The sequence below is a fragment of the Enterobacter sp. WCHEn045836 genome (assembly GCF_003965585.1).
Lineage (GTDB): Bacteria > Pseudomonadota > Gammaproteobacteria > Enterobacterales > Enterobacteriaceae > Enterobacter > Enterobacter dissolvens.
Map to the genome: position 1 here is coordinate 197179 of NZ_RXPT01000010.1, position 23826 is coordinate 221004.

The 23826-nt window shown below is 56.7% G+C and carries 21 protein-coding genes; 11 read left to right on the plus strand and 10 right to left on the minus strand.

Annotated features, from left to right (window positions below):
• Positions 1–365: 365 nt before the first annotated feature.
• The 5 genes from EKN38_RS15290 to efeU all read right to left on the minus strand — a co-directional run bounded on the left by EKN38_RS15290 (position 366) and on the right by efeU (position 6863).
• Positions 366–1871, minus strand: coding sequence for an alanine/glycine:cation symporter family protein (locus EKN38_RS15290; protein WP_014831398.1), 1506 nt, complete (start codon positions 1869–1871; stop codon positions 366–368).
• 406 nt (positions 1872–2277) lie between these two features.
• On the minus strand, positions 2278–3069 hold the full coding sequence (gene phoH, locus EKN38_RS15295) for a phosphate starvation-inducible protein PhoH (protein WP_014831397.1): 792 nt from the start codon (positions 3067–3069) through the stop codon (positions 2278–2280).
• Between the two features lie 500 nt (positions 3070–3569).
• Positions 3570–4853, minus strand: a complete 1284-nt coding sequence (gene efeB, locus EKN38_RS15300; RefSeq protein ID WP_014831396.1) for an iron uptake transporter deferrochelatase/peroxidase subunit — start codon at positions 4851–4853, stop codon at positions 3570–3572.
• A gap of 5 nt (positions 4854–4858) precedes the next feature.
• Entirely contained in the window at positions 4859–5986 is a 1128-nt protein-coding gene (gene efeO, locus EKN38_RS15305) for an iron uptake system protein EfeO (RefSeq protein WP_014831395.1), read from the minus strand.
• A gap of 43 nt (positions 5987–6029) precedes the next feature.
• Complete coding sequence (gene efeU, locus EKN38_RS15310) at positions 6030–6863, minus strand: iron uptake transporter permease EfeU (protein ID WP_013097186.1); 834 nt, start codon at positions 6861–6863, stop codon at positions 6030–6032.
• A 251-nt stretch (positions 6864–7114) separates the two neighbouring features.
• On the opposite strand from efeU, the gene EKN38_RS15320 reads away from it, so the two are divergent.
• A complete protein-coding gene (locus EKN38_RS15320) occupies positions 7115–8299 on the plus strand; it encodes a NupC/NupG family nucleoside CNT transporter (protein WP_014831394.1) in 1185 nt (394 codons plus the stop codon).
• Between the two features lie 70 nt (positions 8300–8369).
• Here EKN38_RS15320 and EKN38_RS15325 read toward each other — a convergent pair whose 3' ends face one another.
• Entirely contained in the window at positions 8370–8789 is a 420-nt protein-coding gene (locus EKN38_RS15325; RefSeq protein WP_014831393.1) for a DUF3574 domain-containing protein, read from the minus strand.
• A 117-nt stretch (positions 8790–8906) separates the two neighbouring features.
• Entirely contained in the window at positions 8907–10415 is a 1509-nt protein-coding gene (gene putP / locus EKN38_RS15330) for a sodium/proline symporter PutP (protein ID WP_126522391.1), read from the minus strand.
• 423 nt (positions 10416–10838) lie between these two features.
• Between putP and putA the strand changes: the two genes are divergently transcribed.
• Together putA and EKN38_RS15340 are read left to right on the plus strand one after the other, a co-directional pair.
• The gene (gene putA, locus EKN38_RS15335) at positions 10839–14801 is read left to right on the plus strand and encodes a trifunctional transcriptional regulator/proline dehydrogenase/L-glutamate gamma-semialdehyde dehydrogenase (RefSeq protein WP_014831391.1); all 3963 of its coding nucleotides are present in this window, start codon (positions 10839–10841) and stop codon (positions 14799–14801) included.
• Positions 14802–14852: 51 nt separating this feature from the next.
• The gene (locus EKN38_RS15340) at positions 14853–15245 is read left to right on the plus strand and encodes a lysozyme inhibitor LprI family protein (protein WP_014831390.1); all 393 of its coding nucleotides are present in this window, start codon (positions 14853–14855) and stop codon (positions 15243–15245) included.
• A gap of 53 nt (positions 15246–15298) precedes the next feature.
• Here the strand turns inward: EKN38_RS15340 and rutR are convergent, their stop codons facing one another.
• Positions 15299–15937: an HTH-type transcriptional regulator RutR gene (gene rutR / locus EKN38_RS15345; protein ID WP_014831389.1), complete on the minus strand. Its 639-nt coding sequence runs from the start codon at positions 15935–15937 to the stop codon at positions 15299–15301.
• 242 nt (positions 15938–16179) lie between these two features.
• Here rutR and rutA point away from each other — a divergent pair, with 242 nt between their 5' ends.
• Genes rutA through rutG form a run of 7 tightly spaced genes read left to right on the plus strand, consistent with a single transcriptional unit; the run spans position 16180 to position 21620 of the window.
• Positions 16180–17271, plus strand: coding sequence for a pyrimidine utilization protein A (gene rutA, locus EKN38_RS15350; RefSeq protein ID WP_014831388.1), 1092 nt, complete (start codon positions 16180–16182; stop codon positions 17269–17271).
• Positions 17271–17960: a pyrimidine utilization protein B gene (gene rutB, locus EKN38_RS15355; RefSeq protein WP_014831387.1), complete on the plus strand. Its 690-nt coding sequence runs from the start codon at positions 17271–17273 to the stop codon at positions 17958–17960. The genes rutA and rutB overlap by 1 nt, the downstream gene beginning before the upstream one ends.
• Before the next feature lie 11 nt (positions 17961–17971).
• A complete protein-coding gene (gene rutC, locus EKN38_RS15360) occupies positions 17972–18358 on the plus strand; it encodes a pyrimidine utilization protein C (RefSeq protein ID WP_013097195.1) in 387 nt (128 codons plus the stop codon).
• A gap of 7 nt (positions 18359–18365) precedes the next feature.
• Positions 18366–19166, plus strand: coding sequence for a pyrimidine utilization protein D (rutD, locus tag EKN38_RS15365; RefSeq protein WP_014831386.1), 801 nt, complete (start codon positions 18366–18368; stop codon positions 19164–19166).
• 9 nt (positions 19167–19175) lie between these two features.
• Positions 19176–19766, plus strand: a complete 591-nt coding sequence (locus EKN38_RS15370; protein ID WP_014831385.1) for a malonic semialdehyde reductase — start codon at positions 19176–19178, stop codon at positions 19764–19766.
• 9 nt (positions 19767–19775) lie between these two features.
• On the plus strand, positions 19776–20270 hold the full coding sequence (rutF, locus tag EKN38_RS15375) for an NADH-dependent FMN reductase RutF (RefSeq protein ID WP_014831384.1): 495 nt from the start codon (positions 19776–19778) through the stop codon (positions 20268–20270).
• A gap of 21 nt (positions 20271–20291) precedes the next feature.
• A complete protein-coding gene (gene rutG / locus EKN38_RS15380; protein ID WP_014831383.1) occupies positions 20292–21620 on the plus strand; it encodes a pyrimidine utilization transport protein G in 1329 nt (442 codons plus the stop codon).
• A gap of 35 nt (positions 21621–21655) precedes the next feature.
• Here the strand turns inward: rutG and EKN38_RS15385 are convergent, their stop codons facing one another.
• Both EKN38_RS15385 and EKN38_RS15390 read right to left on the minus strand, forming a co-directional pair.
• Complete coding sequence (locus EKN38_RS15385; RefSeq protein ID WP_014831382.1) at positions 21656–22549, minus strand: DMT family transporter; 894 nt, start codon at positions 22547–22549, stop codon at positions 21656–21658.
• 117 nt (positions 22550–22666) lie between these two features.
• The gene (locus tag EKN38_RS15390; RefSeq protein WP_013097201.1) at positions 22667–22837 is read right to left on the minus strand and encodes a general stress protein; all 171 of its coding nucleotides are present in this window, start codon (positions 22835–22837) and stop codon (positions 22667–22669) included.
• Positions 22838–23227: 390 nt separating this feature from the next.
• Between EKN38_RS15390 and wrbA the strand changes: the two genes are divergently transcribed.
• The gene (wrbA, locus tag EKN38_RS15395; RefSeq protein ID WP_013097202.1) at positions 23228–23824 is read left to right on the plus strand and encodes an NAD(P)H:quinone oxidoreductase; all 597 of its coding nucleotides are present in this window, start codon (positions 23228–23230) and stop codon (positions 23822–23824) included.
• The last annotated feature ends 2 nt before the right edge of the window (positions 23825–23826 follow it).

Consider the following 23826-nt stretch of genomic DNA (forward strand, 5'->3'; position numbering starts at 1 on the left):
TCAGTATGCCATCCAGTATGCCATGAAAAATTCTTGCACATTTCTGGTATGCCATTCAGTATGCCATCTGTGGTGTGTTTCGTCAGGGTTATATTGGTTTCAATCGGACAGGCATCAAGAAAAAACGCTTAATTTTATTAGGTTACAGGATTAGATTGAACATCTTTGTATTCATATTTAGCGGTCCCCCTCACCGCCATATTCAAGACAAGAGCTCGTACGAAAGTACGGGCTTTTTTCTTTTATAGTCGCCTTATCTCGCCGACAAGCCTCGTAGGCCCGTGCAAGCGTAGCGCCACTGGGCGAAACCAACAAAGCGCACATTGCCAGCAGTCTGAGCCCGTATAGCAATACGGGCTCCCCCCTTAATTGTTCACTTTTCCTGCGCTCTGCTCTCTCACGACAGAAGTCGTCTGTTCTGGATTCGCAGCAGGTTCATCTTTACGCTCTTCCAGCCAGTAATCGGCATTTTTAATCCCCAGGCGAATCGGGTCAAAATGCGGATCCAGTCCCTGCGCATTCTGAATTTCATAATCTTTCAGACTGACGAACGCTTTTTTATGCAAAAGCACAATGGCAATAATGTTGAGCCATGCCATCAGCCCTACCCCAATATCTCCCAGCCCCCATGCCAGATCCGCGGTGCGGACGGTGCCGTAAACCGTGGAAGCCATCAGACATAATTTGAGCAAGAATGTCAGCCACGGACGGTGAATTTTACGGTTGATGTAGGCGATATTGGTTTCAGCAATATAGTAATAGGCAATAATGGTGGTGAAGGCGAAGAAGAACAGCGCAATAGCCACAAAGTAATTACCAAAGCCTGGCATCATACTTTCCATTGCCGTCTGCACATAGCCTGGCCCTGCCGCCACGCCTGAAATACCGGTGTAGAGGGCTGCGCCATCGACACCCTGAACATTGTAAAGACCGGTGATCAACAGCATAAATCCGGTCGCGGAGCAGACAAACAGCGTATCGATATAGACCGAGAAAGCCTGAACCAGCCCCTGTTTCACCGGATGGCTCACTGCCGCCGCGGATGATGCATGCGGGCCGGTACCTTGCGCCGCCTCGTTGGAATAGACGCCGCGCTTAACGCCCCACATGATAGCCTGACCCAGGATAGCACCAAAGCCAGCTTCAAGACCAAAAGCACTTTTCCAGATCAACAGAATCACACCAGGAAGCTCGGTAATATTAATCGCGATAATAACGCAAGCCACAATAATATAGCCGAGCGCCATAAACGGAACGACCATGCTGCTAAAACTGGCGATCCTTTTCACGCCACCGAAAATAATAAAGCTTAACAGTACGGCCAGTAATGCCGCCGTGACATTGGGATCAAGTCCAAAAGCAATATCCAGACTGGCACCAATCGAGTTTGCTTGTACCCCTGGCATTAATAGACCGCAGGAGAAAATGGTGACGACGGCAAATAACCATGCATACCATTTTACCCCTAATCCTTTTTCGATATAAAAGGCAGGACCTCCACGATATTCACCGTTAATTTTTTCTTTATAAACCTGGCCCAACGTAGATTCCACAAACGCTGAACTGGCACCTAAAAACGCCACCATCCACATCCAGAAAAGTGCGCCCGGTCCCCCGAAGGTGATGGCGGTGGCGACACCAGCAATGTTTCCGGTCCCTACTCGCCCTGCCAGCGTCATCGTCAGTGCCTGGAACGACGATACCCCGGCATCGGTAGGACGCCCCTGGAACATCAAGGTAATCATATGTTTTATATGACGTAACTGCAAAAAACGACTACGTAATGAGAAATAGAGACCGACACCCAGACATAAGAATATTAACGCCGGGCTCCAGATAACACCGTTAATTGCACCAACCAGTTCGTTCATGTATGACCCTCAACGTGATGTTCCAGGGAAACGGTTCCCCATGGGATTTTCTTGTTAGAATGTTGTTTGAATCAGTACGAAACATAGATAATTACCCACAAGACACCAACTTAATTTTTACAACTTAGTAACATTATGTGACAACATTCACGTTTAAATTTGAACGAACAATTAGCGCGATCATGATATTCATGGGTATTTTGTGGATATTATAAATACGCGTCACATTTCGCTGAGAGGGATAAAAACCCACCGCTGAAATCAATACCGAAATGATGAATTCCGCACGACAGGTGCTTTATTAAAAGATAACCACGCGCGAGGTGAGAGCAGGAATAAACGAAGCTTCCCGGCATTACGCCGGGAAGGGATTACTGAAGAGAGGTAAAACGGTAATGTTTTACCTTCAGTCGGAATAGACTTGCAGCGTGCGCTGACACAACGCCGATCGCACACAGTCATCTTTGGTGAAGCGAACCACCCCAATCATCTCATCTTCCTCAAAACGTGACATGGCGTCGCTCAATCCGGATTTCACGCCGGATGGCAGGTCACATTGGGTAATATCGCCATTGACGATAACCGTCACGTTCTCCCCGAGGCGCGTTAAGAACATCTTCATTTGCGCAGCGGTCACGTTCTGAGCCTCGTCAAGAATGACGACCGCATTTTCAAATGTACGTCCGCGCATATAGGCGAACGGCGCGATTTCCACCTTGCCAATCTCTGGTCGCAGGCAGTACTGCATAAAGGATGCACCCAGTCGCTTCACCAGCACGTCATAAACGGGCCTGAAGTAAGGGGCAAACTTTTCCGATATATCTCCGGGCAAGAAGCCGAGATCTTCATCAGCTTGCAGTACCGGACGGGTAACAATAATTCTCTCCACGTCCTTATGGATCAGGGCTTCCGCTGCTTTGGCTGCACTGATCCAGGTTTTCCCGCATCCGGCTTCACCGGTTGCAAAGATGAGCTGTTTACTCTCGATAGCATTCAGGTAGTGCGCCTGAGCCTCATTGCGCGCCACAATTGGGGAATTATCACGGCTGTCCCGCGCCATGCCAATTGCTTCTACGCCACTCATCTGCACAAGCGAGGTGACCGATTCTTCTTCACGCTGTTTATGACTACGTGAATCCCGTCTCAGCACACGTTTTGCTTCGCGACGAGCTTTGATCACTGCTTTTTGTCTTCCCATGGATAGCACCTTGAGTTGTTGGTATTCATCACACGCGCCAGCTTCGGCACGATTATGCGCACGAACATCAGAGGGTTGGCTTCCTTGTAAGCCATTGCTTGCCTTTCCGGATGACGAAACAGAATAGCTACGCGCACCATTCTGCACGTCGGTAGAATCAGGTTTCTGAGTAGAAGGGGAGAATTTAGTGGTGAGGAAATCGCTGCCGGAGTCTGAGCCTCCGCGCCGGGTGCTGCGGTTGTTGTGTTTACCTTGTCCAGTACAGGACGCAACCATTCGCGATCTCCATAGTGATTCAGCATCACTGCCGGGAACTACCGCTGTCTTATCTTAAGTACATCAGGAGTTATCATAAATGCAACATTTATTTTACCTGACTGCAACTTTTAAGACTGCTCCTGCAGTTGAAATCAGTCTCATACAGGAATATTACAGAAATATAACAGAGAGATAGTCATAGGAAAAAATAATGTCCCCGCGAACTATCGCAGGGACAATTATCAGGCTTCGATCAGCCCTTGTGCGAGATACGTGTTCGAATCGCGTACCCCTGGCAGCGCGAAGAAATAGCCGCCACCGATAGGTTTAATATACTCTTCAAGCGCTTCACCGTTTAACCGCTTCTGCACGGTGAGGAAGCCTTTCTCCAGATCGTGCTGGTAGCAGACAAACAGCAGCCCCATATCGAGCTGACCCGAGTTGGTCACCCCCAGCGAGTAGCTATAGCCCCGGCGCATCATCAGGCTGGACTGCGTCTCTTTGGTGCGCGGGTTCGCCAGACGGATATGGCTATCCAGCGCAATGGTATCGCCATTGGGATCGCTGGCGTAATCCGGCACATCATGTTCGTGTTTCATGCCAAGCGGTGCCCCGCTCTGCTTGTCACGGCCAAAGATCGTCTGCTGCTCTTTGAGCGGCGTGCGATCCCAGAATTCCACATGGAACTGAATCACCCGCACCGCCTGATAGCTCCCGCCCACGGCCCATGCTGGCTCGCCCTGATCGGCTGTCACCCACACCACCTCTTTCATTAGCGCGCTATTGCTGCTGTCCGGGTTGGCAGTGCCGTCCTTAAAGCCCAGCAGGTTAACCGGCGTCTCTTTGCCTTTGCTGCGGGCAGCATGGTCAGAGATAAACCCTTCCCGCTTCCAGCGCACACTCAGCAGATCCGGCGTGTGCTTGATAATATCCCGCAGGGCGTGGATCACCGTGTCCTGCGTATTGGCACAGATCTGCAGGAGCAGATCGCCGTGGCACAGAGCCGCGTCCAGCGAGTCATTCGGGAAACGCGTCATTTTTTGCAGCGCTTTCGGCTTCTGTTTTGCCAGCCCGTAGCGCGCATCAAACAGCGATTCGCCCAGCGACACCGTAATGGTCAGGTTATCCGGAGCGATAAACGGCCCTAAGATCCCCGAGTCCATGGGCGGCAGACGCGGGTTAGGCGTTTCCGGTGCCGGCCCCCCGGCAGTCAGAAACGCGATGCGGGTGGTCAGCAGGCGGAACAGACGCTCCAGGTCAGCTTTATCACTTGCCAGCGAATCAAAGGCCACCAGCATCATGGCGGCCTGCTGTGGCGTCAGAATGCCCGCCTGATGCTCACCATAGAACGGCTGCGTCTCCATACGGGCATTCGGTGACAGCGTGCCGGGTGCACTTTGCGGTTTTGCCGCATGCGCCACCGGACACCCTCCGGCCAGGGCAAATGCGCCCCCCAGCGCCCCTACCCCTTTCAACAACCGACGACGTGAAGGTTCCGCCACGTCGTATTCGTCATGCTTGTTCATCGTGCTTAGTCCAGACCCAGTACGCCACGCAGCAGGGAGAGATCTTCCGCCAGGGTGGTAATCGGGCCTTTCAGCGCATTACGATCGGCGTCGGTCAGTTTATCGTAGGTTTCAAACCCGTCTTTGGTGCGGTACTTCGCCAGAATGGTGTCGACTTTCTTAAAGTTGGCATCCACTTTTGCCAGCAACTCGCTGTTCTCTTTCTGCAGCTGAGGGCGCAGCAGGTTAACAATTTTCTGCGCGCCATCGACGTTCGCCTGGAAATCCCACAGGTCAGTGTGGCTGTAGCGATCTTCTTCACCGCTGATTTTGCTGGCGGCCACTTCTTCAATCAGTCCGGCCGCGCCGCCCACCACTTTTGACGGCGGGAAGGCGAGCTCGCTGATGCGCTTTTGCAGCTCCAGCACGTCGCTGTTGAGCTGATCGGCATACTTCTCCATCCCTTTGGTGGAGTTATCGCCAAACAGGGCTTTCTCCAGACGGTGGAAGCCGGTGAATTTTGGATCGGCCGCTTTCTGCTCGTAATCGTCTTCACGGGCATCAATGCTGCCATCAAGATCGGAGAACAACTCCGCAATCGGCTCAATGCGCTCATAGTGCTGACGGGTTGGCGCATACAGGGATTTCGCTTTTTCGAGATCGCCCGCTTTCACCGCATCCGTAAAGGCTTTGGTTCCCGCCGCCAGGTCTGCCGTCTCTTTGGTGACATACGCTTTATAGGCGGTGATGGCATCGCCCAGGCTCAGCAGAGCCGTGCCTTTTGCGGCATCCGCTGTGGCATTTCCCTTGACGATGAGCTTACCCTTAGGGTTGGTCAGCAGACCGCAGGTCATGTCATATTCGCCCGGCTGCAGGTTAGCCGTCATTTTCTGGCTAAAGCCCGGCGCGATATTTTCGCGCTCTTCCACGACCATCACGCCTTTGAGAATTTCCCACTCCAGCGCTTTCTGGCTGTGGTTCTGAATAATAAATTGTGTCTTACCGCTGTTGACCGTAATGGTCATCGGCTCACACTGCTTATCATTCACTGTCACCTTAACCTGTGGAATATCAGCAGCCTGAGCGGCGAAGGCAGAAGCAACAAGCGCTGCCACACCAACCTGTAACGCACTACGACGAAATTGAATTGCCATGACCCTTCCCTTTTAAAAGTATGTTGTAACTACAGTAAGCACATCAGGGCGCAGTCCGCGACGGCTGAGCGCTGGGGCGCGATGGCATAAAGAACAGCGCCAGCGCCGGAATGAGATAGATAAAGTACATCGCCACTTCGCTGACGCTTGGCGTTTCCTGGTAGCCGAAGATCCCTTCGAGCAGCGTGCCGGTCAGTGAATGGGTAGAAAGAACGTTACTGAGATCGAACGCCACATCCTGGAAGTGGTTCCACAGACCCGCCTCATGGAAAGCGCGGATCGCCCCTGCTGCCAGCCCTGCGGCCACCAGCAAAATGAACAGGCTGGTCCATTTAAAGAACGCCCCCAGGTTCAGGCGAATGCCGCCCCAGTAGAGCAGGAAGCCGAGCACCACGGCCGTTGCCAGCCCCAGCATCGCCCCCAGCGGTGGCCAGATCCCCACATCCTGCTGAAAGGCGGCCAGCAGAAAGAAAACGGATTCCAGGCCTTCACGCGCCACGGCGAAAAAGACCATCATGATCAGCGCCCAGCCGTGATGATTTCCCTTCTGCAGGGCGTTATCTACCGCCTGCTCCAGCTGCACCTTCACGTTACGCGAGACTTTACGCATCCAGAACACCATCCAGGTGAGGATCACGACCGCAATCACGGCAACGATACCTTCGAACAGCTCCTGTTCTTTCTGCGGGAATTCACCGGTGGTTTCATTGATCAGAATCCCCAGGCCCAGACAGAGCGCCGCGGCGAGGAAAACCCCTATCCACATCACGCCAATCCAGCGTCCACGCTGGGTTCGCTTCAGATAACTGGCGATGAGGCTAACAATGAGGGCCGCTTCGAGGCCTTCCCGTAACATTATGAGAAATGGAACAAACATGCCGACACCTTAAATGTTTATCGCGGTCAACTGATGCAAAGAAAGGTAAATTCTTGTGATAGTGATTATCATTACGGCGATAAGAAAAACAAGCGAAATGTGTGGTGTTTTGATGACGAGTTGTAAACGCATCGCGGGGTAATAGTTACGCTCGTAACGTTCAGGTTTATAAGTTATAACGAAAATGCCCATTTACGGTTAATCAGCGCTGTGGCTAAATATCCGCCTCGCAAACTAACCGAAAATAAACCATGTTTAAGATTGTCCATTTCCTGCTGGCGCTGGTGATTATTCTTGCGCTTGCCTGGCTTACGAGTTTTGACCGCCGAAAAATTCGCATTCGCTTTGTTTTACAGCTGATCGTTATTGAAATCGCACTGGCATTCTTTTTCCTGCATGCCGAAAGCGGGTTATTCCTGATTAAATACGTATCCGGTTTCTTTGAATCGCTGCTGAAATTTGCCAGCGAAGGGACCAATTTCGTCTTTGGCGGAATGGGTGAAAAAGGACTGGCGTTCATTTTCCTCGGCGTACTGTGCCCGATTATCTTTATTTCCGCACTGATTGGTATTCTTCAGCACTGGCGCATTCTGCCGATTTTTATTCGGGTGATCGGGACACTGCTGTCGAAACTGAACGGTATGGGCAAGCTGGAATCCTTTAACGCGGTAAGCTCGCTGATCCTCGGACAGTCTGAAAACTTCATTGCCTACAAGGGCGTACTGGGCGATCTCTCGTCACGTCGTCTGTTCACCATGGCGGCCACGGCCATGTCGACCGTCTCCCTGTCGATTGTCGGTGCCTATATGACCATGCTCGACGCTAAATTTGTGGTAGCGGCGCTCGTTCTCAACATGTTCAGCACCTTCATTATTCTCTCCGTCATCAACCCGGTGCGCCCGGAAGCGGAGCCGGATATTAAGCTCGAAAAACTGCACGAATCCCAGAGCTTCTTCGAAATGCTGGGCGAGTATATTCTGGCTGGTTTTAAAGTGGCGATGATTATTCTGGCGATGCTGATTGGCTTCATTGCCCTTATTAGCGCCATCAACGCCCTTTTCTCCAGCATATTTGGCATGAGCTTCCAGCAGATCCTGGGCTATGTGTTTTATCCGCTGGCGTGGCTGGTGGGTATTCCGCTGAGTGATGCCTTAAATGCCGGCAGTATTATGGCAACCAAACTGGTAGCGAATGAATTTGTGGCAATGATTGAGCTGCAAAAAATTGCGCATCAGATGTCACCGCGCGGACTGGGGATTTTATCCGTGTTCCTGGTGTCGTTTGCTAACTTCGCCTCCATCGGTATTGTCGCTGGCGCAATCAAGGGCCTGAACGAGCAGCAGGGGAACGTGGTCTCGCGGTTTGGTCTGCGTCTGGTGTATGGCGCGACGCTGGTGAGTTTGCTGTCGGCGAGCTTTGCGGGCCTGGTATTGTGATGTGATGCCGGGTGGCGCGCAGCGATCCCGGCCTACGATACAACAACGGCGGGTTATCCCGCCGTTTTCATTAAAACTGCACGCACACCGGCTGATCGACCCGCATCACCGATTCCTGCGCGAAGCGGGATTTATAAATCCCACGTAACGCTTCAATGTTTTTCTCGCTCTGCGCATCTTTTCCGTGGATCAGCATCAACGCCTTGCTCGGTTCGCGTGCCACTTTCCCGTCGTTGCCCAGCCACTGTCCACGCGCATCAAACACCGTTAAGCCATCGCGAAAACGCGGCGTGACGTCCTGGTCAACAAACTGCTGCCACTCGTTGGGGGTGATCTGCGCTCCGGCAGGACGATTTAAGCCGAAATAGAGCGTGGTCTGCTGCATCTGGTTGTCCGCTTTGCAGGTCTCTGACGCCGTAGGCTGCGACGGCGCCGTGCAGCCCACCAGCATCATTAATGCCGCTACCATTAACCCTGTTTTGATTGTCATGCTTCGCTATCCTCATTGTTATAAGTGCAGCGATATCACCGTAAATTACGGATTTTGGCAAGAAAAAAGCCGGGTGGCGCTGACGCTCACCCGGCTTACAGTGTGCAGGAAGAAAAATTACTCAGCCTGGAGCTTCGTCGGCGGCGCAGTGTGGTAATGGGCATCCGCTTCTGCAAAGCGTTTCTGCATGGAGGCAGACGGCGCTTTACCCAGCAGGCTGAAGACCACAATACCGATACTGCCGAAGATGAAGCCCGGGATGATTTCGTACAGGCCCAGCCACGCGAACTGTTTCCAGACGATAACGGTCACTGCACCAATAATCATCCCCGCCAGCGCGCCGTTACGGGTCATACGTGACCACATCACGGAGAACAGCACCACCGGCCCAAACGCCGCACCAAAGCCCGCCCACGCGTAGCTCACCAGACCCAGCACGCGGTTTTCCGGGTTAGACGCCAGCGCAATCGCCACCAGCGCCACCAGCAGCACCATAAAGCGCCCTACCCACACCAGCTCTTTCTGGCTCGCGCCTTTACGCAGGAAAGCCTTGTAGAGGTCTTCTGTGATCGCACTGGAGCAGACCAGCAGCTGGCAGCTCAGGGTCGACATTACCGCCGCCAGATTGGCAGAGAGCAGAATACCGGCAATCCACGGGTTAAACAGGATTTGTGCCAGCTCGATAAACACGCGCTCGGCGTTTTGGTTTACCGCGCCCGCCTGCGCCGGGTTATTGCTGAAGTATGCGATGCCAAAGAAGCCCACCGCGCACGCCCCTGCCAGACAGAGGATCATCCACGTCATACTGATGCGACGCGCATGAACGATGGTGTGGTGAGAATCGGCCGCCATAAAGCGCGCCAGGATGTGCGGCTGACCGAAGTAGCCCAGACCCCAGCCCATCAGGGAGACGATGGCAACAAAGTTCAGCCCTTTGAGCATATCGACGTTTTCAATGCTCTTCTGCTTGATCACTTCCAGCGAATCGCCAAGACCGCCGACGGTGAAAATCACAATTACCGGGGTCAGGATCAGGGCGAAGATCATCAGGCTCGCCTGCACGGTGTCGGTCCAGCTTACCGCCAGGAACCCACCCACGAAGGTATAGAGGATGGTTGCCGCCGCACCGGCCCACAGGGCGGTTTCATAGCTCATGCCGAAGGTGCTTTCGAACAGACGCGCACCGGCCACAATGCCGGAGGCACAATAGATCGTGAAGAACAGCAGGATCACCACCGCCGAGATAATGCGCAGGATGCGGCTGTTATCTTCGAAACGGCCGGTGAAGTAATCCGGCAGCGTCAGGGCGTTGTTGTTCGCTTCGGTATGCACGCGCAGACGGCCCGCCACCAGCTTCCAGTTAATCCACGCCCCAACGGTCAGGCCAATAGCGATCCAGCTTTCAGAAATACCGGAGATGAAAATCGCCCCCGGCAGCCCCATCAACAGCCAGCCACTCATGTCCGATGCCCCCGCAGAGAGCGCGGTCACCATCGGGCCTAAACTGCGGCCACCCAGAATGTAGTCATCAAAGTTCTTTGTTGAACGCCATGCCAAAAACCCTATCAGGATCATGCCAAATATATAAACGAGAAATGTCACCAGCATCGGTGTGCTAATTGCCATTCAAATTCTCCAAAAGTCGAGCGACAACCGTCCGGGTTGCCTTTGTTATGTCATCACCGGAACGGGGTGATGTGTGTATGTGTTTCTGTTGGCCGCGCGTATCCTGCCGTAAGCAGTGCTCGCACACAAACGATTTAACACTGCATTTACATCAAATTCATCCCTGGTTTTATATGTCTTTCCTATAGGTTGCACTCGCTCACATTTATACGGGTTGCACCTTTTAAAAGTGTTAAGTACCGCATAAAAACAGGCTTCCCATGCAGAAGCCAGCGCTTTTTTCCAGCTAACCATCGGTTAACAATCCATTCATTTTTCAGCTTGCAAGCCGGGTCACATTTAACACGGTTGCACAAAGTTGCAACATGGTGGATATTTCAGGCTAACCACCGAACATCATGAAAGAACAACAGGAGTTTTGGCATGGGCATGACCACCATGGGGGTTAAGCTGGATGACGCAACCCGCGAACGGATTAAGACCGCAGCAACCCGCATTGACCGCACGCCGCACTGGCTAATCAAGCAGGCGATTTTTAACTATCTCGAACGGCTTGAGAGCGACGAGGGTCTGCCTGAGCTGCCCGCCCTGCTGGCGGGTGCCGCCAATGAAAGCGATGACGCCACCGTCGCGGCCGAGGAGAATCACCAACCGTTCCTCGAGTTCGCCGAGCAGATCCTGCCGCAATCCGTCAGCCGTGCCGCCATTACCGGCGCGTACCGCCGTGCTGAAACCGACGCTGTGCCAATGCTGCTGGAACAGGCTCGCCTGCCAGAAGCCGTCGCCGCGCAGGCGCACAGCCTGGCGTATCAACTGGCCGACAAGCTGCGTAATCAAAAAACCGCCAGCGGCCGGGCCGGTATGGTGCAGAGCCTGCTGCAGGAGTTTTCCCTCTCTTCGCAGGAGGGCGTGGCGCTGATGTGTCTGGCGGAAGCGCTGCTGCGTATTCCGGATAAAGCCACCCGCGATGCGCTGATCCGCGACAAAATCAGCAACGGCAACTGGCAGTCACACATTGGCCGCAGCCCGTCGCTGTTCGTTAACGCCGCCACCTGGGGTCTGCTGTTTACCGGCAAACTGGTCTCGACCCACAATGAAGCCAACCTCTCCCGCTCCCTGAACCGTATCATCGGTAAGAGCGGCGAGCCGCTGATCCGCAAAGGCGTGGATATGGCGATGCGTCTGATGGGCGAGCAGTTTGTTACCGGGGAAACCATCGCCGAAGCGCTGGCCAACGCCCGCAAGCTGGAAGATAAAGGGTTCCGCTACTCTTACGACATGCTGGGTGAAGCGGCCCTGACCGCTGCCGACGCGCAGGCCTACATGGTCTCTTACCAGCAGGCGATCCACGCCATCGGTAAAGCCTCTAACGGCCGCGGTATTTATGAAGGTCCGGGCATCTCAATCAAGCTCTCCGCCCTGCACCCGCGCTACAGCCGCGCGCAGTACGACCGGGTGATGGAAGAGCTATACCCGCGCCTGAAATCCCTGACCCTGCTGGCGCGTCAGTATGACATTGGCATCAACATTGACGCCGAAGAGGCAGACCGCCTGGAGATCTCGCTCGATCTGCTGGAAAAACTGTGCTTCGAGCCGGAGCTGGCAGGCTGGAACGGAATTGGCTTTGTTATTCAGGCCTACCAGAAACGTTGCCCGTTCGTTATTGATTACCTGATTGACCTGGCCAGCCGCAGCCGTCGTCGTCTGATGATCCGTCTGGTCAAAGGTGCCTACTGGGACAGCGAGATCAAACGCGCCCAGATGGAAGGTCTGGAAGGCTATCCGGTTTACACCCGCAAGGTTTATACCGATGTCTCTTACCTCGCCTGTGCGAAAAAGCTGCTCGGCGTACCGAACCTGATCTACCCGCAGTTCGCTACCCACAACGCCCACACCCTGGCGGCGATCTACACCCTGGCCGGACAGAACTACTATCCGGGCCAGTACGAATTCCAGTGCCTGCACGGCATGGGTGAACCGCTGTACGAGCAGGTCACCGGTAAAGTGGCCGAGGGCAAACTGAACCGTCCGTGCCGTATTTATGCCCCGGTGGGTACCCATGAAACCCTGCTGGCGTACCTGGTGCGTCGTCTGCTGGAGAACGGAGCGAACACCTCCTTCGTTAACCGTATTGCCGATACCACCCTGCCGCTGGACGAACTGGTTGCCGATCCGGTGCAGGCCGTTGAGAAAATGGCGGCTCAGGAAGGCCAGATTGGTCTGCCGCATCCGAAGATTGCCCTGCCGCGCGAGCTGTACGGCAAAGGCCGCATCAACTCGGCGGGCCTGGATCTCGCTAACGAACACCGCCTGGCGTCCCTCTCTTCTGCCCTGCTCAACAGCGCACTGCAGAAATGGCAGGCCAAACCGATGCTGGAACAGCCGGTCGCAGACGGCGAGATGCAGCCGGTGATCAACCCGGCAGAGCCAAAAGATATTGTTGGCTACGTGCGTGAAGCCACGGAAGCGGAAGTGGATCAGGCGCTGGAGAGCGCGGTAAACAACGCGCCAATCTGGTTCGCCACCCCGCCGCAGGAGCGTGCCGCCATTCTGGAACGCGCCGCGGTGCTGATGGAAGATCAGATGCAGTCGCTCATCGGTATCCTGGTGCGTGAAGCGGGGAAAACCTTCAGTAACGCTATCGCCGAAGTCCGCGAGGCCGTGGACTTCCTGCACTACTACGCAGGCCAGGTGCGCGACGATTTCGATAACGAAACGCACCGTCCGCTTGGCCCGGTGGTCTGTATCAGCCCGTGGAACTTCCCGCTGGCGATCTTCACCGGCCAGATTGCCGCCGCGCTTGCCGCAGGCAACAGCGTGCTGGCCAAACCGGCGGAGCAAACCCCGCTGATTGCCGCTCAGGGCATTAACATCCTGCTGGAAGCGGGCGTACCGGCGGGCGTGGTGCAGTTGCTGCCAGGCCGGGGTGAAACGGTGGGTGCGAAGCTCACCGCGGATAACCGCGTGCGTGGCGTGATGTTTACCGGCTCCACCGAAGTGGCCTCCCTGCTGCAGCGTAACATCGCCACCCGTCTGGATGCCCAGGGCCGCCCAACACCGCTCATCGCGGAAACCGGCGGCATGAACGCCATGATTGTTGACTCCTCTGCCCTCACCGAGCAGGTGGTGGTTGACGTGCTGGCCTCGGCCTTCGATAGCGCCGGCCAGCGCTGCTCCGCCCTGCGCGTGCTGTGCCTGCAGGACGACGTGGCCGACCACACGCTGAAGATGCTGCGTGGTGCCATGGCCGAGTGCCGCATGGGTAACCCGGGCCGTCTCACCACCGATATCGGGCCGGTGATCGACGCGGAAGCCAAAGCCAACATTGAAAACCACATTCAGGCCATGCGTGCCAAGGGCCGTCCAGTGTTCCAGGCCGTGCGTGAAAATAGCGAAGATGCCCGCGAGTGGCAGACCGGCACCTTTGTGCCGCCAACGCTGATTGAACTGGCAAGCTTCGACGAGCTGAAAAAAGAGGTCTTCGGTCCGGTGCTGCACGTGGTGCGTTACAACCGTAACAACCTGAACGCGCTGATCGAGCAGATCAACGCCTCCGGCTATGGCCTGACGCTCGGCGTGCATACCCGCATCGACGAAACCATCGCCCAGGTCACCGGCAGCGCCAAAGTGGGCAACCTGTACGTCAACCGCAACATGGTGGGTGCGGTCGTGGGCGTACAGCCGTTCGGCGGCGAGGGGCTCTCCGGCACCGGTCCAAAAGCGGGCGGTCCGCTCTACCTGTACCGTCTGCTGGCAAACCGTCCGGAGAACGCGCTGGGCGTAACGCTGGCACGCCAGGATGCAGACTATCCGGTGGACGCGCAGTTGAAAACCGTGCTGACGCAGCCGCTGGAAGCCCTCATCACCTGGGCGGAAAAACGTCCTGAGCTGCGCGCTGTCGCACAGCAGTACGGCGAGCTGGCGCAGGCTGGCACGCAGCGTCTGCTGCCGGGGCCTACCGGCGAACGCAACACCTGGACGCTAATGCCGCGCGAGCGCGTGCTGTGCGTGGCGGATAACGAACAGGATGCGCTGGTTCAGCTGGCCGCCGCGATGGCAACGGGTTGCGAAGTGCTGTGGCCGGAAGAGGGTCTGCACCGCGATCTGGCGAAGCAGTTGCCGAAAGCGGTTTCTGCCCGCATTCACTTTGCCAAGCCTGATGCCCTGCTTGCGCAGCCATTTGACGCGGTTATCTACCACGGTGATTCCGATCAGCTGCGCGAACTGTGCGAGCAGGTTGCGGCCCGCAGCGGTGCCATCGTTTCCGTGCAGGGCTTCGCCCGCGGTGAAACCAACCTGCTGCTGGAGCGCCTGTACGTGGAGCGCTCGCTCAGCGTCAACACCGCGGCGGCGGGGGGTAACGCCAGCCTGATGACAATCGGCTAACGCTGTGCTAATAAGGCTCCGGAGACGGAGCCTTATTTTATTGGGGAGTGTATGAAACGATTTATTATCGCAGGTGCAGCACTGCTGCTCAGCGCCAGCGCGCTGGCCGACGAGTGCGACAAAGCGACCACCCAGCTTGAACTGAATACCTGTAGCGCGCAGCAGTACCAGGCTGCCGATAAAAAGCTCAACCAGACTTATCAGGCCGCCATTAAACGTGCGGCGGCCCCACAGCGTGACCTGCTGAAAAAGGCGCAGCAGGCGTGGATTGCCCTGCGCGATGCAGACTGCAACTTTATCGGTTCCGGTACCGAGGGGGGCAGCGTGCAGCCTATGATCATTAGTCAGTGCCTGACAGAGAAAACCGTGGAACGCGAGGCGTTTCTGGCCTCGCTGATGCAGTGTGAAGAGGGCGACTTAAGCTGTCCTCTCCCGCCGGGCTGACGAGGCACGGAACTATTCCCTCTCCCTGTGGGAGAGGGTTGGGGTGAGGGAAACTAGCGCACGCGGATCCCTTCAATAATCATCCGCTGCACGTTTTCGAGGGTGCTCTGGAAGAACGTTTCGTCCTGAAGGGTTTTCCCGGTCACCGCTTCCACCTGGGCCGCAAAGTCAGCGTAGTGCTGAGTGGCGGCCCAAATCATAAAGATCAGATGCTGCGGATCGACAGGTGCCAGTTTGCCGCTGGCGACCCATCCGGCGATGATCGCGGATTTATCGTCCACCAGCTGTTTCAAATCACCCGTCAATTCGGCCTTCAGCAGCGGCGCACCCTGCAGCATCTCCAGACAGAACAGCCTGGATGCCTGCGGATAATCACGGGAGACCTCCAGCTTCAGGCGAATGTACTCTTTGATCGCCACCAGCGGGGTGAACTCCTGACGAAAGGCTTTCAGCGGCGCCAGCCAGATATCCAGGATCTGCTGCATCACCGCCACGTACAGCGCCTCTTTCGACGGGTAGTAATAGAGCAGATTGGTTTTGGATACCCCGGCCTGCTCCGCCACCTGCTCCAGGCGCGTGCCGTGAATGCCAAACTGCGAAAAGGTCTCCAGCGCCGCACTGAGGATGGCGTGTTTTTTGGCGCTCACCGCCTGCGAACGTTTACCTGCTGTTTTCACTGCGCCTTGTGTCATCCCGCTCTCCTTATTCTGCGTTGCCATCAGCATAGCAAAACCCCCGCCTCGCCACGACATTCTGCACTCCCATCGCGCATGAATGCCTGTTTTGTGTGCAATGTTTTTGACCAGTTAGTCCACTTTTGTCGCGCTCAATTCACCAACCATTGATTAACACGTTAATAACAAAGCCATTTTAAAAACTGGCACCGCCTTTGCAAAACCCTGTTCACCTGCAACGTAGTGAAGAGAGGTTCGTGATGAAAATTGGCGTATTTGTACCCATCGGCAACAACGGCTGGCTTATCTCGACCACTGCCCCGCAATACATGCCGACCTTTGAGCTGAACAAGGCCATCGTGCAAAAAGCGGAGCACTACCATTTCGACTTTGCACTTTCGATGATCAAGCTGCGCGGCTTTGGCGGCAAAACCGAATTCTGGGATCACAATCTGGAGTCCTTCACCCTGATGGCTGGCCTGGCGGCGGTGACGTCACGGATTCAGATTTACGCGACCGCCGCCACGCTCACTCTGCCGCCGGCCATCGTCGCGAGGATGGCCTCTACGATCGACTCCATCTCCGGGGGGCGCTTTGGCGTTAACCTGGTCACCGGCTGGCAAAAGCCGGAGTACGACCAGATGGGGCTCTGGCCGGGAGATGAGTACTTCTCGCGCCGTTATGAGTACCTCACCGAATACGTGCAGGTGCTGCGCGATCTGTGGGGCACCGGTAAGAGCGATTTCAAAGGCGACTACTTCACGATGAACGACTGTCGCGTCAGCCCGCAGCCGTCGGTGCCCATGAAGGTGATCTGCGCCGGACAGAGCGACGCGGGAATGGCATTCTCGGCAAAATACGCCGACTTCAACTTCTGTTTCGGTAAAGGGGTCAACACCCCCGCCGCTTTTGCCCCAACCGCCGCACGTATGAAAGAGGCCGCCGAAAAAACCGGGCGCGATGTGGGATCTTACGTGCTGTTTATGGTCATTGCCGACGAAACTGACGAGGCCGCGCGCGCCAAATGGGAGTGTTATAAGGACGGGGCCGACGACGACGCCCTGAGCTGGCTCACCGAGCAGAGCCAGAAAGACACCCGTTCAGGTGCAGACACCAACGTGCGCCAGATGGCCGACCCGACCTCTGCCGTCAATATCAACATGGGCACGCTCGTCGGCTCGTATGCCAGCGTCGCCAGAATGCTTGACGAAGTAGCCGCCGTTCCCGGCGCGGAAGGCGTGCTGCTGACCTTCGACGATTTCCTCACCGGCGTGGAGACCTTCGGCGAGCGCATTCAGCCGCTGATGCAGTGCCGCGCCCACATTCCTGCCATCACCAGGGAGGTGGCGTAATGACAACCCTTAACGCTCGTCCGGAAGCCATCACTTTTTCGCCACAGCAGAGCGCGCTGATTGTGGTGGATATGCAAAACGCCTACGCCAGCCCCGGCGGTTATCTGGATCTGGCAGGGTTTGACGTCTCCGCCACCCGGCCGGTGATTGAGAACATCAAAACCGCCGTTGCCGCCGCACGCGCCGCCGGGATGCTCATCATCTGGTTCCAGAACGGCTGGGACGATCAGTACGTGGAAGCCGGTGGCCCCGGCTCGCCCAATTTCCACAAATCGAACGCCCTGAAAACCATGCGCAAACGGCCCGAACTGCAGGGCAAGCTGCTGGCGAAAGGCGGCTGGGATTATCAGCTGGTGGATGAACTGGTGCCAGAGGCGGGCGATATCGTGCTGCCCAAACCGCGCTACAGCGGCTTTTTCAACACCCCGCTCGACAGCCTGCTGCGCAGCCGCGGCATTCGTCATCTGGTCTTTACCGGCATTGCCACCAACGTCTGCGTGGAGTCGACCCTGCGCGACGGCTTCTTCCTGGAGTATTTCGGCGTGGTGCTGGAAGACGCCACCCATCAGGCGGGGCCGGAATTTGCCCAGAAAGCGGCGCTGTTCAATATCGAAACCTTTTTTGGCTGGGTCAGTAACGTCGCCGATTTTTGTGACGCCCTGACGCCACCGTTAGCCCGTATCGCCTGAGGAGAGAGACCATGCCGAAATCCGTGATTATTCCACCGGGCACCAGCACGCCGATTGCGCCGTTTGTCCCCGGTACGCTCGCCGATGGCGTGGTGTACGTCTCCGGCACCCTGCCGTTTGATAAAGACAACAACGTGGTGTTTATCAACGACCCAAAGGCGCAAACGCGCCACGTGCTGGAGACGATCAAGACCGTGATCGAAACCGCGGGTGGCACGATGGAGGATGTGACGTTCAACAGCATCTTTATCACCGACTGGAAAAACTACGCCGCGATTAACGAGATCTACGCGGAGTTTTTCCCCGGCGATAAACCGGCCCGCTTCTGCATTCAGTGCGGGCTGGTGAAGCCGGACGCGCTGGTTGAAATCGCCACCGTTGCGCACATTGGAAAGTGAGGCTGCCATGAAGCTCTCCGTCTCACCGCCCCCGTTTGACGGCGCGCCCGTCGTGGTGCTGATTGCCGGACTCGGCGGGGGCGGCAGCTACTGGTTACCCCAGTTAGCCGCGCTGGAACAGGAGTACCAGGTGGTCTGTTACGACCAGCGTGGCACCGGCAATAACCCTGACACCCTGCCGGAAGATTACACCCTGGCGCAAATGGCCGGTGAGCTGGCACAAGCCCTGGCCGCGTTCGGCATCACCCGCTACTGCGTGGTCGGCCATGCGCTGGGGGCGCTGATCGGCCTGCAGCTGGCGATCGACAACGCCGATGCCCTCACAGCGCTGGTGTGCGTCAACGGCTGGCTGACGCTGAATGCTCATACCCGACGCTGCTTTCAGATCCGCGAACGGCTGCTGCATGCCGGTGGCGCGCAGGCGTGGGTAGAGGCACAGCCGCTGTTTCTCTATCCGGCAGACTGGATGGCCGCCCGCGCGCCGCGTCTGGAGGCGGAAGAAGCGCTGGGGCTGGCGCACTTTCAGGGTAAAACCAACCTGCTGCGCAGGCTGAACGCGCTGAAAAAGGCCGACTTCAGCCGCCATGCCGCCCGCATTACCTGCCCGGTTCACATTATCTGTTCCGCCGACGACATGCTGGTGCCCTCTGTTTGCTCGTCCGAGCTGCAGGACGCGATCCCGCACAGCCGCAGCGCGGTGATGCGCCAGGGAGGGCATGCCTGCAACGTCACCGAGCCTGAGACCTTTAACACCTTGCTGCTGAACGGGCTTGCCAGCCTGCTGCACAGCCATGAACCCGCTTTATAAGGAGTTTCGATGAGCGAAGCCATTACCCCTGCCGCGCTGGAATCACTGTTCACCGGCGCACGCACCCACAACGGCTGGCTGGACAGACCGGTCAGCGACGAGACGCTGCGCGAGATCTACGACCTGATGAAATGGGGGCCCACCTCCGCCAACTGCTCCCCGGCCCGTATTGTGTTTGTGCGCAGCGCAGAGGGAAAAGAGAAGCTGCGCCCGGCGCTCTCCAGCGGCAACCTGGAGAAAACCCTCACCGCACCGGTCACCGCGATTGTGGCGTGGGACACGGAATTCTATGAGCGTCTGCCTGAACTGTTCCCGCACGGGGATGCGAAGAGCTGGTTTACCACCAGCCCCGCGCACGCTGAAGAGACCGCCTTTCGCAACAGCTCTATGCAGGCCGCTTATCTCATCTTTGCCTGTCGTGCACTGGGGCTGGACACCGGCCCGATGTCCGGCTTTGACCGGCAAAAAGTCGATGAGGCCTTTTTCACCGGCACGCTGCTGAAAAGCAATCTGCTGATCAATATCGGCTATGGCGATGTGGGCAAACTCTACGGCCGCCTGCCGCGCCTGACCTTTGAAGACGCCTGCGGGCTGGCGTAAGGAGCCACCATGACGACACCCGATAAACAAACCTTTCGCGATGCCATGGCCTGTGTGGGCGCGGCGGTCAATATCATCACCACCGACGGCCCTGCTGGCAGAGCGGGCTTCACCGCCAGCGCCGTATGCAGCGTCACCGACTCACCCCCGACGCTATTGGTGTGTCTCAACCGCGGCGCGTCCGTCTGGCCGACGTTTAGCGAAAACCGCACCCTGTGCGTCAACACCCTGAGCGCAGGACAGGAGCCGCTCTCCAACCTGTTTGGCGGCAAAACGCCGATGGAAGATCGCTTTTCCGCTGCCCGCTGGCAGACGGGCGAGACGGGCTGCCCGCGTCTGGAGGAGGCGCTGGCCTCGTTTGATTGCCGTATCAGCCAGGTGGTCAGCGTCGGCACCCACGACATTCTGTTTTGCGACATCGTGTCCATTATCCGCCACCCCGCCCCGCAAGGGCTGGTGTGGTTTGACCGCGGCTACCACGCGCTTATGCGACCCGCCTGTTAACCCTTCTTAAGGAAGCAGCTCATGGCAATGTTCGGATTTCCCCACTGGCAGTTGAAATCGACCTCTACAGAACCTGGCGTGGTCGCGCCGGACGAACGACTCCCGCTCGGGCAAACCCTGGTGATGGGCGTTCAGCATGCGGTCGCCATGTTTGGCGCAACGGTGCTGATGCCGATGCTGATGGGGCTTGATCCCAATCTCTCCATCCTGATGTCGGGCATTGGTACCCTGCTGTTCTTTTTTGTCACCGGCGGGCGCGTGCCCAGCTATCTGGGATCCAGCGCCGCCTTTGTCGGCGTGGTCATCGCCACCACCGGATTTAACGGTCAGGGGATCAACCCCAACCTGAGCGTCGCCCTTGGCGGCATTATCGCCTGTGGTCTGGTCTATACCCTGATCGGCATCGTGGTGATGAAGATCGGGACCCGCTGGATCGAGCGCATGATGCCGCCGGTGGTTACCGGCGCGGTGGTAATGGCGATCGGTCTGAATCTGGCGCCAATTGCCGTGAAGAGTGTCTCCGGCTCGCCGTTTGAAAGCTGGATGGCGGTGATCACCGTGCTGTGTATCGGTCTGGTGGCGGTATTCACCCGCGGCATGGTCCAGCGCCTGCTGATTCTGGTCGGGCTGATTGTGGCCTGTCTGATCTACGCCCTGCTGGCCAATGTCTTTGGCTTCGGCAAGCCTGTCGACTTTACCCTGCTCCATCAGGCTGCCTGGTTCGGTCTGCCGCAGATCACGTCGCCAACCTTTAACACGCAGGCGATGATGCTTATCGCCCCTGTCGCGGTGATCCTGGTGGCGGAGAATTTAGGGCATCTGAAGGCCGTGGCGGGCATGACCGGGCGCAGTATGGATCCGTATATGGGGCGCGCGTTTGTCGGGGATGGCCTGGCGACGATGCTCTCCGGGTCGGTGGGCGGCAGCGGTGTCACCACCTACGCCGAGAACATTGGCGTGATGGCGGTAACGAAAGTCTACTCCACGCTGGTGTTCGTGGCGGCGGCGGTCATGGCGATGCTGCTCGGCTTCTCACCAAAATTTGGTGCGCTGATCCACACTATTCCCTCGCCGGTCATCGGCGGCGCATCGATTGTGGTGTTCGGGTTGATTGCCGTGGCGGGAGCGCGCATCTGGGTGCAGCATCGCGTCGATCTCAGCCAGAACAGTAACCTGATTATGGTGGCGGTCACGCTGGTGCTGGGTGCAGGTGATTTTGCCCTGACGCTGGGCGGATTTACGGTTGGCGGGATTGGTACGGCGACCTTTGGGGCGATCCTGCTTAATGCCCTGCTGAGCCGCCGGAAGGGGGATGAAGCGCAAGGGGAAGCCATCACCCCCTCCACCTGATATAAAGGCCCCTTTCTTGCCGGGTGACGCTGCGCTTACCCGGCAATCGCCTTACGTCGTTTTTTGAGCTTTAGCTCACTCACCAGCACCCCAACAACGATAAACGCCGCGCCGACCAGCGCCAGCAGCGGTAAGCGTTCTCCGGCAATGCGTCCAAAAATCCCCGCCCAGACCGGTTCACCGGTGTAGATCACCGTCGCCCGCGTCGGCGACACGCTGCGCTGCGCCCAGTTCATGGTCACCTGAATAATGGCGCTGAAAATACCCAGCCCCAGCGCCACCACCACCAGCCCGGTAGACATCGGCGGAACCGACTCCCCTGCCGGAACCATCGTCGCGAACGCCACCAGCGACGCCGTGGCAAGCTGTACCACCGTGACGCGCTTTACGTCGACTTTCCCGGCCCAGGCACTGATGAGGATAATTTCTGCGGCAATCGCAATGGCTCCCACCAGGGTAATGATCTCGCCCGGCCCCAGCGCCAGCAGGTTATTTTCCGGCCCGGCCAGCAAAATCAGGCCGATAAACGCCAGCACAATACCAATGCAGGACATCACACCCGGCAGGCGTCCCAGACACAGCCATTGCAGTAACGGCACCAGCGGCACATACATGGCGGTGATAAAGGCCGACTTACTGCTGGAGATTGACTGTAACCCCCACGTCTGCAGGCTATACCCCATGGCAATCGCCACGCCAATCGCCACCCCGGCCTTGAGCTCCTGCAGGGTCAGCCCGCGCAGGGTTTTCAACGAGATCAACCCCACGGCAATCGCTGCCGTCGCAAAGCGCAGGCCGACAAAGAAGAACGGATCGCTCAGGGTGACCGCATACTGGACGGCGAGAAAGGTTCCGCCCCAGAACATGGTGATCAGAATGAGGATCGCTTCCTGAGGTTTGACAGAGAAGGTAAAACGCGAAACGGACATGAGGCACCAGAGCAAAGGGTCAGAAGTGTAGTGTGCGATGCCTTTGGTTACAGTTCAATGTTGCAAAAATAAAAAAACCGCCGGGAAACCCGGCGGCAGGGAGATCAACCCGGCGAATTACTTATTGCCGCCATGGCTGTTTTTACCCCCTTTTTTGCCAGCCTCAGATGCGCGCTGAGGGTCATTTTTAAAATTACCCCCGCTATGCTGGCCACCTTTACGGCCTGCTTCTGATGCTCTTTCACGATCTTCGGCGAAATTACCTGAACCACCACGATGGTTTGCCATCTCTAACCTCCAGTGTGTGAAACATTAGACATCATATTGCATTCAGTAAAAGAGGATTCTTTCACCTCGCGGCTCAAGGCATTGCCTTTATCTGTGCCGCGTGAAACTAAGCTTAGTGGACTGAGGGTATCCGGCAAGCTGTAGTTAATATTCTGCAACATGATCTCAGTCTTTCGGGTGAGAATACGTGACGGTCACTCATAAGCCTTTCTTATCATTTTAAAAATCGTCGCGCGGAAAAATGTTTCATTTTGCTACAAAGCGCTTTTGTCAGCATATTGTTATAAATCAAAGAAATGCCGTTCATTTTTGCAGTCTGGCTGTGATGTCATATCTTTAAATGAACGCAGCGATTCGCTGTCAGAAAAAACAAACGAGGAGTGATGCAAAATGGCTAAAGTTCTGGTGCTCTATTATTCCATGTATGGACACATTGAAACCATGGCTCACGCGGTAGCAGAAGGTGCAAACAAAGTGGACGGCGTCGAGGTTGTGGTAAAACGCGTACCGGAAACCATGCAGGCAGAAGCGTTCGCCAAAGCCGGGGGCAAAACCCAGAATGCGCCGGTCGCCACGCCTCAGGAGCTGGCGGATTACGACGCCATTATCTTCGGCACCCCCACCCGTTTCGGCAATATGTCAGGTCAGATGCGCACCTTCCTCGATCAGACGGGCGGGCTGTGGGCCTCTGGCGCGCTGTACGGCAAACTGGCCAGCGTGTTCAGCTCCACCGGAACCGGCGGAGGCCAGGAACAGACGATTACCTCAACCTGGACTACCCTTGCTCATCATGGGATGGTGATTGTACCGATTGGCTATGGCGCGCAGGAACTGTTTGATGTCTCTCAGGTACGTGGCGGAACACCTTACGGTGCAACCACCATTGCCGGTGGCGATGGATCCCGACAGCCGAGCAACGAAGAGCTCGCTATCGCCCGCTATCAGGGTGAATACGTCGCGGGTCTGGCCAAAAAACTGAACGGCTAACT

Bases quoted from the DNA above. Each gene is read 5' to 3' on its own strand.
- EKN38_RS15390 (WP_013097201.1), bottom strand. From the start codon at position 22,837: ATGGCAAACCATCGTGGTGGTTCAGGTAATTTCGCCGAAGATCGTGAA.
- rutC (WP_013097195.1), top strand. From the start codon at position 17,972: ATGCCGAAATCCGTGATTATTCCACCGGGCACCAGCACGCCGATTGCG.
- EKN38_RS15340 (WP_014831390.1), top strand. From the start codon at position 14,853: ATGAAACGATTTATTATCGCAGGTGCAGCACTGCTGCTCAGCGCCAGC.
- EKN38_RS15325 (WP_014831393.1), bottom strand. From the start codon at position 8,789: ATGACAATCAAAACAGGGTTAATGGTAGCGGCATTAATGATGCTGGTG.
- rutB (WP_014831387.1), top strand. From the start codon at position 17,271: ATGACAACCCTTAACGCTCGTCCGGAAGCCATCACTTTTTCGCCACAG.
- efeO (WP_014831395.1), bottom strand. From the start codon at position 5,986: ATGGCAATTCAATTTCGTCGTAGTGCGTTACAGGTTGGTGTGGCAGCG.
- rutA (WP_014831388.1), top strand. From the start codon at position 16,180: ATGAAAATTGGCGTATTTGTACCCATCGGCAACAACGGCTGGCTTATC.
- EKN38_RS15370 (WP_014831385.1), top strand. From the start codon at position 19,176: ATGAGCGAAGCCATTACCCCTGCCGCGCTGGAATCACTGTTCACCGGC.
- rutR (WP_014831389.1), bottom strand. From the start codon at position 15,937: ATGACACAAGGCGCAGTGAAAACAGCAGGTAAACGTTCGCAGGCGGTG.
- putP (WP_126522391.1), bottom strand. From the start codon at position 10,415: ATGGCAATTAGCACACCGATGCTGGTGACATTTCTCGTTTATATATTT.
- EKN38_RS15385 (WP_014831382.1), bottom strand. From the start codon at position 22,549: ATGTCCGTTTCGCGTTTTACCTTCTCTGTCAAACCTCAGGAAGCGATC.
- wrbA (WP_013097202.1), top strand. From the start codon at position 23,228: ATGGCTAAAGTTCTGGTGCTCTATTATTCCATGTATGGACACATTGAA.
- efeB (WP_014831396.1), bottom strand. From the start codon at position 4,853: ATGAACAAGCATGACGAATACGACGTGGCGGAACCTTCACGTCGTCGG.
- rutG (WP_014831383.1), top strand. From the start codon at position 20,292: ATGGCAATGTTCGGATTTCCCCACTGGCAGTTGAAATCGACCTCTACA.
- rutF (WP_014831384.1), top strand. From the start codon at position 19,776: ATGACGACACCCGATAAACAAACCTTTCGCGATGCCATGGCCTGTGTG.
- EKN38_RS15290 (WP_014831398.1), bottom strand. From the start codon at position 1,871: ATGAACGAACTGGTTGGTGCAATTAACGGTGTTATCTGGAGCCCGGCG.
- putA (WP_014831391.1), top strand. From the start codon at position 10,839: ATGGGCATGACCACCATGGGGGTTAAGCTGGATGACGCAACCCGCGAA.
- efeU (WP_013097186.1), bottom strand. From the start codon at position 6,863: ATGTTTGTTCCATTTCTCATAATGTTACGGGAAGGCCTCGAAGCGGCC.
- EKN38_RS15320 (WP_014831394.1), top strand. From the start codon at position 7,115: ATGTTTAAGATTGTCCATTTCCTGCTGGCGCTGGTGATTATTCTTGCG.
- rutD (WP_014831386.1), top strand. From the start codon at position 18,366: ATGAAGCTCTCCGTCTCACCGCCCCCGTTTGACGGCGCGCCCGTCGTG.
- phoH (WP_014831397.1), bottom strand. From the start codon at position 3,069: ATGGGAAGACAAAAAGCAGTGATCAAAGCTCGTCGCGAAGCAAAACGT.